Annotated in this window: 10 protein-coding genes; 9 read left to right on the top strand and 1 reads right to left on the bottom strand. The window is 59.5% G+C overall.

The genetic code is table 11. The annotated features are described in order from the left end of the window. Positions 1–110: 110 nt before the first annotated feature. The 5 genes from T370_RS0119535 (at position 111) to argC (ending at position 4,512) form a co-directional block, all read left to right on the top strand. Positions 111–470, top strand: a complete 360-nt coding sequence (locus T370_RS0119535) for a diacylglycerol kinase (RefSeq protein ID WP_029436738.1) — start codon at positions 111–113, stop codon at positions 468–470. Between the two features lie 202 nt (positions 471–672). After that, on the top strand, positions 673–1,857 hold the full coding sequence (locus tag T370_RS0119530; RefSeq protein WP_029436737.1) for a class I SAM-dependent rRNA methyltransferase: 1,185 nt from the start codon (positions 673–675) through the stop codon (positions 1,855–1,857). 38 nt (positions 1,858–1,895) lie between these two features. Continuing rightward, complete coding sequence (locus T370_RS0119525; protein ID WP_005025347.1) at positions 1,896–3,083, top strand: pyridoxal-phosphate-dependent aminotransferase family protein; 1,188 nt, start codon at positions 1,896–1,898, stop codon at positions 3,081–3,083. A 50-nt stretch (positions 3,084–3,133) separates the two neighbouring features. Next, positions 3,134–3,448, top strand: coding sequence for a DUF1844 domain-containing protein (locus T370_RS0119520; RefSeq protein ID WP_005025345.1), 315 nt, complete (start codon positions 3,134–3,136; stop codon positions 3,446–3,448). Positions 3,449–3,453: 5 nt separating this feature from the next. Continuing rightward, positions 3,454–4,512 (top strand): N-acetyl-gamma-glutamyl-phosphate reductase, encoded by a 1,059-nt coding sequence (gene argC / locus T370_RS0119515; protein ID WP_029436736.1) that lies wholly within the window; start codon positions 3,454–3,456, stop codon positions 4,510–4,512. Between the two features lie 404 nt (positions 4,513–4,916). Here the strand turns inward: argC and T370_RS0119510 are convergent, their stop codons facing one another. Beyond that, positions 4,917–5,438, bottom strand: coding sequence for a hypothetical protein (locus tag T370_RS0119510; RefSeq protein ID WP_005025341.1), 522 nt, complete (start codon positions 5,436–5,438; stop codon positions 4,917–4,919). A 297-nt stretch (positions 5,439–5,735) separates the two neighbouring features. Between T370_RS0119510 and T370_RS0119505 the strand changes: the two genes are divergently transcribed. From T370_RS0119505 to T370_RS23175, 4 genes are all read left to right on the top strand, one after another. Beyond that, positions 5,736–6,245, top strand: a complete 510-nt coding sequence (locus tag T370_RS0119505) for a nitroreductase family protein (RefSeq protein WP_029436735.1) — start codon at positions 5,736–5,738, stop codon at positions 6,243–6,245. 966 nt (positions 6,246–7,211) lie between these two features. Next, positions 7,212–8,945: a YeiH family protein gene (locus T370_RS0119495; protein WP_029436733.1), complete on the top strand. Its 1,734-nt coding sequence runs from the start codon at positions 7,212–7,214 to the stop codon at positions 8,943–8,945. A gap of 144 nt (positions 8,946–9,089) precedes the next feature. Next, on the top strand, positions 9,090–9,347 hold the full coding sequence (locus tag T370_RS0119490) for a hypothetical protein (protein ID WP_005025335.1): 258 nt from the start codon (positions 9,090–9,092) through the stop codon (positions 9,345–9,347). Positions 9,348–9,462: 115 nt separating this feature from the next. Beyond that, positions 9,463–9,669: hypothetical protein (locus T370_RS23175; protein WP_034507193.1), on the top strand; the 207-nt coding region annotated here is incomplete at its 3' end.

Raw genomic sequence — 9,669 nt, 5'->3', positions numbered from 1 at the left:
CCCTCCCCACACCCCTCCCCTTCCTCTCCTAAGACTTTTGTGTTTTGAGACTTGGCATTGGCGGCAACTGTGCCATGCATCATCCTTTGAAAGGAAACCGGGAGAAAGCTATGCCCCGATTCATCAATCCCAAGCATCTGATGGGAGCCACCAAGAATTCCCTGTCCGGCCTCGTGTTCGCATGGAAAGGAGAACAGGCGTTCCGGCATGAAGTGCTCGTACTGGTTGTTCTGGCGGCACTGCTTGCCGTGACGGGCAAAGATGCCGGACAATGGCTGCTGGTGCTCGGAGGCTGGCTCGGGGTCATGGTCGTGGAACTGCTCAACAGTGCCGACGAGGAATCCTTCGATCTCGTGACCACCGAATGGAACGAACACGTCAAACGCGGCAAGGATATGGCCTCCGCCGCCATCTTCCTAGCAATGGTCATCAACGCGGGCATCTGGGCCTACGTTTTCCTCCTGAACTGAATATCCCTCTAAAAAATCACAAAAACTATCGCCGCATTGTAAACGGAAAAACAGGGAACGACACTCGCGCCTCCCCCACCCCATTACGAAAGTCTTAGGAGAGGGAGGGGTGGGGTTTGGGGAGGGGGGAGGGAAGCCCTTCTCCAGAAGGGTTCCCTCCCCCCTCCCCAATCTTCATTCCCTTTCCTCCATAAGGACACCCATGCAACAGCTTTTCCTCAAAAAACACGAAGACCGCCGCCTGCGGGCGGGGCACCTGTGGATATTCAGCAACGAAGTGGACGTGAAGCGATCCCCGCTGACGGCGTTCGAGCCGGGCGAGGCCGCGCAGGTCTGCGCCGCCGACGGGCGCACCATCGGGACGGCCTACGTCAACCCCGCTTCGCTCATCGCCGCGCGTATCGTCAGCCGCAAGGCCGATGAGCCGCTCGACGCCGCCCTCATCAAAAAACGCCTTGAACGGGCTTTGCAGCTGCGCGAAACGCTGTTCGACGTGCCCTTTTACCGCCTGTGCCACGGCGAAGGCGACTGGCTGCCCGGCCTCGTGCTCGACCGCTACGGCGACGTGTTCAGCGCTCAGATCACCACGGCGGGTATGGAAGCCCAGAAGGATGCCCTGCTTGAAGTGCTCGGAGAGCTGTTCACCCCCAAAGCCGTGCTGCTCCGCAACGATGTGGGCGTGCGGACGATGGAAAACCTGCCCCTGCTCGTGGAAACGGGCATGGGCACGGTGCCGGACGAAATCGAAGTACGGGAAAGCGGCGCAGCCTTTACCGTCTCGCTGGCGGAAGGCCAGAAGACCGGCTGGTTCTACGACCAGCGCCCCAACCGGGTGGAGGCCGCCAAGTACGCCAAGGGCAAGACCGTGCTCGACGCCTTCTGCTACGCGGGCGCGTTCGGGGTCATGGCGGCCCGGAACGGCGCGGCGGGCGTGACGTTCCTCGACGCCTCCAGACAGGCTCTCGACATGGCAAGCCGCAACCTTGCCGCCAACGCCGGATGCCCCGGCGAGACGCTGCCCGGCGACGCGCTGGACACGCTGGCGTCCCTGCGCGACGGGGGGCGGAAATTCGGCGTGGTCTGCGTCGATCCCCCGGCCTTCATCAAGCGCAAGAAGGACGCCGAACAGGGCCTCAACGCCTACCGCCGGGTCAACGATCTGGGCTTGCAACTCGTGGAAAACGGGGGCATTCTTACGAGCTGTTCCTGTTCGCACCACCTTGAGGCCGAAGCGCTGCGCCGCCTGATCGCCCAGTGCGCCGCCAAGAGGGGCCTGAACACGCAACTGCTGTATCAGGGCTTCCAGGGGCCGGATCATCCGGTGCATCCGTCCATGCCCGAAACGGCCTATCTCAAAGTCTTTATCCTGCGGGTCTGGAAAGACTGATCCGCGCCGCGAAATTTGTCCGCATGACAGGAGACATCATGTTCAACAAGCCCCGTTTGCTCACTCCCGGCCCCACGCCTCTGCCCGAACGCGTCCGCCTCGCCCTCGCGCAGGACATGATCCATCACCGGAAGCCCGGCTTCAAGAAAATCCTGCTGGAAACCGAAACCATGCTCCAGAAGCTGTTCGGCACCGAACAGCCGGTGCTCCCGCTTTCCTGCTCCGGCACCGGGGCCATGACCGCCGCCGTGCACGGCCTGTTCCTGCCCGGCGAAACCGTCATCGTGGTGAACGGCGGCAAATTCGGTGAACGCTGGTCCAAAATCGCCGCCGTACGCGGGCTTAAGGTCGTGGAAATCGATGTGGCCTGGGGACAGGCCGTGACGCCCGCGCAGGTCGAACAGGCGCTCCGCGAACATCCCGAGGCCAAGGGCGTGTTCATGCAGGTCTGCGAAACCTCCACCGCCGCGCAGCATCCGGTGGAAGCCATCGCCCGGCTTACCCGCACGCGCGAAGTGCTCCTTGTCGCGGACGGCATCTCGGCGGTCGGCATCTCTCCCTGCCCGATGGACGCATGGGGCATCGACTGCCTCCTCACCGGCTCCCAGAAGGGCCTCATGGTCCCGCCCGGCATGGCGCTGATGGCCCTTTCCGCACGCGCATGGAAACGCGCCGAATCCATCCCCGTCTCCTGCTTCTATTTCAACCTCGCGGGCGAACGCGACAACCTGCTCAAGGGGCAAGGGCTGTTCACCTCGCCGGTCAACCTCATCGTGGGGCTGCACGAAAGCCTGTCCATGCTGTTCGAAGAAGGCGGCCTCGACGCCCTGTACCGCAAGCAGTGGGCGCTCACCTGCATGGTCCGTACCGGGGCGCTGGCGCTGGATCTGCCCCTGTTCGCGCCCACGCATTACGCATGGGGCGTCACCAGCATCATGCTGCCCGCCGGGGTGGACGGCGACAAGCTCCTCAAGGTGGCAGCCGACGAATGCGGCATCGTATTCGCGGGGGGACAAGATCATTATAAGGGCCGCATGGTCCGCTTCGGGCACATGGGCTGGGTGGACTGGGCCGACGCGCTGGCGGGATTGCACGCTCTGGCGCACGGTTTGCGTGCCTCCGGCGGCTTCAGCGCGTCGCGCGATTATCTGGAAACGGCACTTTCCGCATATCATCGCGCCCTTGACGTTGAGCCGGGACGAGTTATTCCTGATGTAAGAAGTTGAACCGGCATCCCCGCCGGACCCATCATAGACACTCGTTCCACGGAGACACCATGAACGCTGCTTCCCCTGAAGACCACAAGGCCTGTGACTGCAATAAGCCCGGCTGCGACTGCTCCATGCCGCAGGTTACGTTTTCCACGTTTATCCTTTCCCTCGCCTCGTCCGCGCTGGTGCAGCTCGGCGAGGTCCCCAATCCTGAATCGGGCGCGACCGAACAGGATTTGGTCATAGCCAAGCATACCATCGACATCCTGACCATGCTCGAAGAAAAGACCAAACAATGCCTCGACAGCGACGAAGCCCGCCTTCTGGAGGGCATCCTGTACGAACTGCGCATGAAATACGTCATGAAAAAGGTGGATTAAAAGCCATGCCACAAGAAATGATCCGGGTGGGCCTTGTCGGGGTCACCGGCTACACCGGAATGGAGTTGGCGCGCCTGCTGACCGGCCATCCGAACATGAAGCTCACCGCCGCCACCTCCCGCACCGAAGCGGGCAAGCGGCTCGGCGATCTGTATCCGTTCCTCAATGGCCTGCCGGGAGCCGACGTCATCCTCATCGAGCCCGAACCGGAACTCATCGCCAAAGAATGCGATCTGGCCTTCCTCGCCGTCCCGCACACGGCGGCCACCGAAATGGCGGCGGCGCTTGTGGAGCGCGGCCTCAAGGTGGTGGATCTTTCCGCCGACTTCCGCCTCAAAAGCGCGGAAACCTATGAGCAGTGGTACAAAGTCGAGCACAAGCGACCCGACCTGCTTCCCGAAGCGGTATACGGCCTGCCGGAACTCTACGCCTCCGACATTGCCAAGGCGCGCCTTGTGGCGAACCCCGGCTGCTACCCCACCTCGATCATCCTCGGCATGACCGCGGCCCTCGCCGACGGCCTGATCGAAACCCACGGCATCGTCGCGGACTCCAAGTCCGGCGTATCCGGCGCGGGCCGTTCCGCCAAGCTCGGTTCGCTCTACTGCGAAGTCGCGGACTCCTTCAAGGCTTACGGCATCGGCACGCACCGCCACACCCCGGAAATCGAGCAGGAACTGTCCCGTCTGGCGCACGGGCCCATGACCATCTCTTTCAATCCGCATCTTGTGCCCATGAACCGCGGCATCCTGTCCACGATCTACGCACAGCTCAAGGCTCCCCTCTCGCAGGCGGACGCCCAGCGGGTGTATGAGGAAACATGGGCGGACAGCCCGTGGGTGCGCGTCCTGCCCTCCGGCCAGCTTCCCGAGACCCGTAATGTCCGTGGGACGATGTTCTGCGACATGTCCGTCATCGTCGATCCCCGGACCAACCGTCTCATCGTGGTATCCGTCATCGACAACGTCTGCCGCGGCGCATCCGGGCAGGCCATCGCCAACGCCAACATCATGTGCGGGCTTCCGGTCACGACCGGGCTCATGCTCTGCGCCATGATGCCGTAAGGCCTGCCGGGGGGAATCGCTCTGCGTGCGATGCCCGTAAGACTCGCAAGCTCGCCTAACGGTCACGGCTTCGCCGCCCTTTGGGTCGAATTCCCCCGGACCCCTCAGAGCGATCGAAAACGAACGGTTCCAAACCGCCTTGCGCCGGTTTGGAACCGTTCGTTTTCGATCGCCCCGTTATTGTTACACCGTACTTTCGCAACAGGCTATCGTTTTCAATGCAACAAAGTCCATCATTCCAAAGAATTGGTTATGATAATCACAGAAAAATCCGGAATAGGGATTCGATAAAGATGAAAGTCTTGGGAGAGGAGGGGTGGGTGCGAGCCGCGCCGGCAGTTTTTGGGGAGGAGGAGAACCGTGGGGTGCTCCTCTCCCCAATCTCAAAATCGCTTTACTGCCCCTCAGCACGCACAGCGCAGCATCTTGGCGCCGTCGCGGAAGAGGATCTGCATCTTATCGGGAGGAAAGATTTCCTGCACGACGCCGCTGCCGAACTTGGGATGATCGATAACATCGCCGACGGCGAAGGACTCGTTCATGGCGTAGGGGCGGGCGGAAGCGGCGGTCATGTTCATGGTGCGCTGCCAATTCTGCTCCATGTCCTCAGCGGCCTTTTGCGCTTTGGCGGCGGCCCGGGACACGGCGGCGGGCGATGCGGCGGCCGTCGAAGGCGTGGAGGTGGGCTTGAAGGAATTCACGGCCTCCTTACGGGTCTCACCGGCCTTTACGCGGCAAACGGCCGTCTTTCCCTTCGCTTCCTTGGGAGTCGCAGGCGGGTAATACTTATGCACGCTTCCGCAGGCGCGGCATTCCACCTTGACAATTTCCCCGCCGACAAGGGCGACGATGACATGCCCGGTAATGTCATTGCAGCGAGTGCAACGGGCTTCAATACGATCTCCGGGACCCGGCAAACCAGCCATAAAAACTCCTTCAAAACACGCTATCACGAAAAAGAATGAAGAAAAAAAACCAGCAAACGAAATACGTCCGGGGTACGAACACAGCAGGAACGACCCCCTCGTTTCTTTGTCCAGACCGGAAAGAATACACGCATGATAACGCAGTGACAAGCCCTGACGCGCCGAAAAAGAATATCCAAACATCCGTGCGGGCTACACGGCATCTCCATTGGAGGAGCCCGGCAAATCGGCTCTGGTGCAACAAAAACGGTTCTGGTATGGTGCAACGAACATAAACCCAATGAAAGGAGCGTTCTTATGGATGCCTTTGAAGTCCTCCATACTCGCCGCAGCATCCGCCAGTTCCTGAACCGGCCCGTCGGAGAAGATCTCGTCAAAGAATTGCTGAGCGCCGCCATGTCCGCGCCTACTGCGGGGGGCATCCAGCCGTGGAGGTTCGTGGTCATCACGGACCGCGAAAAACTGGATAAGATTCCGGATTTTCATCCATATGCGGGCATGATCAAGCAGGCTCCGCTCGCCATCCTCGTGTGCGGGGACACCACGTCGGCCAATTACGGCAAATACTGGGTGCAGGACTGCTCCGCCGCTATGGAAAACCTGTTGCTCGCGGCACGCGCCAAGGAGCTGGCTTCGCTCTGGTGCGGCGTCCACCCCGTCCCCGAACGGGAACAGGCTTTCCGTGAGCTCTTTAATCTTCCGGATACCGTATCGCCGCTCGGCCTTGCCATCCTCGGCTATTCCGAGACGACTTTCTCGCATAAGGAACGTTACGACGAACAGAAAGTGCATTATAACGTCTGGTAACCCCCTCCTACCCGACTGCACTGTACGGTTTGAAACAGTCCCCACACGAATAATTGAAGCTATCTACAGGAAAATACAGGCAATAAACTATCCTCGAAGCCGTGACGCTTCCGCATGGAAAGAAGCAGCCTACGGATGATGACGTATCGCTTCATAGGGCAATGCAAATCTGCATTGCCCTATGACAGAGAGTGCACACCGAATTCTCCTCGCTGCATCATAAACGGCGACTCCATGAGTTCAGCCTCTGGATTCAGTACCGAACACATTGCCCTTGTGTACCTTTCTCTCGTTGCCCTGCTGTCGCGTTGCGGTTGAAAGGGCTGATGACCGTCCTCTTTTCTTGTCGACAACAGCTGCATCTGCGTGATGATGCCGCGTCGTTCCCCCTGATTCCATCGCATCCCGTTCTTTTTTTATCCCCCATGACTCCAGGTTCTTGCGGCATGGAACTCTCGAGTTTTTTTCAAAAAAGCCCTTTCTAGGGATGGCGTCTCTCAAGAGTTCCCTGGTGAACTCCAGAGCATGATGGGCCTTATGGGGTCGGAACTCCAGAAGGGAAGGGAGAAACACCTATCCAATATAATATAATAATATAAATATGTTAAAACCATACAAACAGAAAAAAGCAGAATCACTTATCCGTTTTTGTGCCCTATATACCGTTCCATATGCGCTCTCTTGTCCAAATCATATCAAATTTGTTCCCCTTTGATTGAGCATTCAGTCTATTGTGTTCATATACAAGGCTTATTCCTCTCCGCTCCGTATTCGTTCCCCAATAACCCGCTATTACATTCAAAATTCGGTTGACAATAGACCGTGTCCTGTTATTAGTCGGACTAAAGGCGTCTGGTCTGTGGAGCCGTAAACTCCACAACCGCTCACAGGCAGAGGAATCGGTGAACTTTTTCACCAAAACAGATTTGGCTTTCGGCACATGCCCAAAGCCAGGAGGAGACTGTTATGGCAAATGAAAACAGCAACGTGGTCGTAGACCGAGCTCAATCGCACTGGTCAGACCTGTGGAAGAAGGAAGACTACTGGGCCATTTGGCTTGGTTTCGCTCTGCTCATCGCGGCCATCTGCATTTTCATCAATGGCGCTCCGGCCAGTTATAAAGAAACGATCGATAAGTCCAACGCGATCATGAAGGTGGAAGCCGAGAAGGCTCCATTTAAGACTATCGCGTATATCCAGGCTCAGGACGCCAAGAAGGGCGTCGTAGGCACCAACCTGCCTATCGCCAAGGAAATCAAGGCATTCATCGCCAGCCCCGGCAAGTGGACGGACAACCCCGTGAAGTCCATGTTTACCAGCCAGGCCGAAGCCGACGCGAAGAACGCGGCCAACAAGGAAAAGGCTGAAGCCGCCAAGGCCAAGGCCGAAAGCTCTTTCGCCGCCGCTCAGGCCGCCGAAAAGCTCGCCGCCGACGCGGGCTACAAGGATGCCAGCCTGAACACCGCCGCCGAAGCGGCCATCAAGGATTGGACCAAGGCCAAGGCCGACGCGTCCAAGGCTTCCGCCAAGGCCAAGCCCGTAAACCTCTTCACCACCCTGCCCTTGCTGATGGTCGCCTTTGCCCTGTTCTTCGGCATCGGCATCTTCGTCATGGGCCAGAACCTGCCCAAGTTCCTCATCGGCTTCGTGGGCCTGTTCGTCGTCGTGGTGATCGCCATGATCCTCGGCAAGCAGTCCACCATGGCCTACTACGGCATCGGCGTGGAGCCCTGGGGCATCATGTTCGGGATGATCATCGCCAACACGATCGGCACCCCGCAGTGGATGAAGCCCGCGCTCCAGGTTGAATACTTCATCAAGACGGGCCTCGTGCTCCTCGGCGCGGAAATCCTGTTCGACAAGATCATCGCCATCGGCACCGCCGGTATCTTCGTGGCGTGGGTGGTCACCCCCATCGTGCTCATCACGACCTTCATCTTCGGCCAGAAGGTCCTCAAGATGGCTTCCCCGACCCTGAACATCACCATCTCCGCCGACATGTCCGTGTGCGGCACCTCCGCCGCCATCGCCGCGGCCGCCGCGTGCCGCGCCAAGAAGGAAGAGCTTACCCTCGCCCTCGGCCTGTCCATGACCTTTACCGCCATCATGATGGTGGCCCTGCCCGCCTTCATCAAGTACCTCGGCCTGCCTGAAGTGCTTGGCGGCGCGTGGATCGGCGGTACGGTCGACTCCACGGGCGCCGTGGCCGCCGCCGGCGCGCTGCTCGGCCCCAAGGCCATGTACGTGGCCGCGACCATCAAGATGATCCAGAACGTGCTCATCGGCGTGACCGCCTTCGGTATCGCCGTGTACTGGTGCACCAGCGTTGAAAAGACCGCCGGACGCGAAACCAGCCTGATGGAAATCTGGCACCGTTTCCCCAAGTTCGTCATCGGCTTCCTCACCGCTTCGATCATCTTCTCCATCTACAGCGCCGACCTCGGCCCTGACCTCGGCACCGCCCTCATCAACAAGGGCGTCATCGACGGCATCGAAAAGGGCGTCCGCACGTGGTTCTTCGTGCTCGCCTTTACCGCCATCGGCCTGAGCACCAACTTCCGCGAACTCACCCCCTACTTCAAGGGCGGCAAGCCCCTCATCCTGTACGTCTGCGGCCAGTCCTTCAACTTGGCTCTGACCCTCGCCATGGCGTATGTGATGTTCTACCTCGTCTTCCCCGAAATCACGGCGAAGATCTAACGGACTCATCGGCGCATCCGGCTTCCGGGTGCGCCACTTCCGGCAAGCCCGGACCCGGAGGTGGGATCGCCCGGCGATTCCACCTCCTTATTCAAAAGCTCACCGGGCCGGGATCTTCCCGGCACCCCTCATAGGAAACGCATCATGTCCAGACGCCCTCTCCCCGGCTATGTGAAACTGCTTCTCTGCATGTTCACGATATGGCTGCTGCTCTGGGTCATCACCCCGCTTTGGGTGCCCTACAGCAAGCTGCATCAGGATTTCGCCGCGGCACAGGAAAAATATGATGTGCCCATCGGCGCCCTCTACTACAACGACATTCCCTTCATCAACGAAGCCGCTATGGAAATCCGCGACACGTGGCGTTTCCTCCCGCGCGGCCCGTTGCCTGAAAAGAAATAGTGGAGATGACCGGGGGAGGAAACCCCTTCTGAAGAAGGGTTATTCCTCCCCCGGCCCCCTCCTTTTCCAAGACTTTCGACTGGTGGGGAGGCGGCTCAAAAGGAGTCCCCGCCTGATGGATGCTGGCGAGAAAGAAGAAGAAGAAGAAGAAGAAGAAGAAGAAGAAGAAGAAGAAGAAGAAGAAGACTCTTCCTTTGCAAAGCAAAAAGGCTGCGAACATCCGTTCACAGCCTTTCGTTTTTTCAACGGGACTCCCTCCGCGCGGCCTCCCCGCCAGTCAAAGTTTTCGCGGGGAAAGGGAGGGGTTCGGGGAGGGGAAGGG

Origin of the sequence: Bilophila wadsworthia ATCC 49260, from assembly GCF_000701705.1 — a bacterium.
GTDB classification, from domain to species: Bacteria; Desulfobacterota; Desulfovibrionia; order Desulfovibrionales; family Desulfovibrionaceae; genus Bilophila; species Bilophila wadsworthia.
This window is presented reverse-complemented; position numbering and strand designations above follow the sequence as displayed.

Coding starts and splice junctions, on each gene's coding strand:
- T370_RS0119525 (WP_005025347.1), top strand. CDS start 1,896: ATGTTCAACAAGCCCCGTTTGCTCACTCCCGGCCCCACGCCTCTGCCC.
- T370_RS0119535 (WP_029436738.1), top strand. CDS start 111: ATGCCCCGATTCATCAATCCCAAGCATCTGATGGGAGCCACCAAGAAT.
- T370_RS0119505 (WP_029436735.1), top strand. CDS start 5,736: ATGGATGCCTTTGAAGTCCTCCATACTCGCCGCAGCATCCGCCAGTTC.
- T370_RS0119510 (WP_005025341.1), bottom strand. CDS start 5,438: ATGGCTGGTTTGCCGGGTCCCGGAGATCGTATTGAAGCCCGTTGCACT.
- T370_RS0119495 (WP_029436733.1), top strand. CDS start 7,212: ATGGCAAATGAAAACAGCAACGTGGTCGTAGACCGAGCTCAATCGCAC.
- T370_RS0119520 (WP_005025345.1), top strand. CDS start 3,134: ATGAACGCTGCTTCCCCTGAAGACCACAAGGCCTGTGACTGCAATAAG.
- argC (WP_029436736.1), top strand. CDS start 3,454: ATGCCACAAGAAATGATCCGGGTGGGCCTTGTCGGGGTCACCGGCTAC.
- T370_RS0119490 (WP_005025335.1), top strand. CDS start 9,090: ATGTCCAGACGCCCTCTCCCCGGCTATGTGAAACTGCTTCTCTGCATG.
- T370_RS0119530 (WP_029436737.1), top strand. CDS start 673: ATGCAACAGCTTTTCCTCAAAAAACACGAAGACCGCCGCCTGCGGGCG.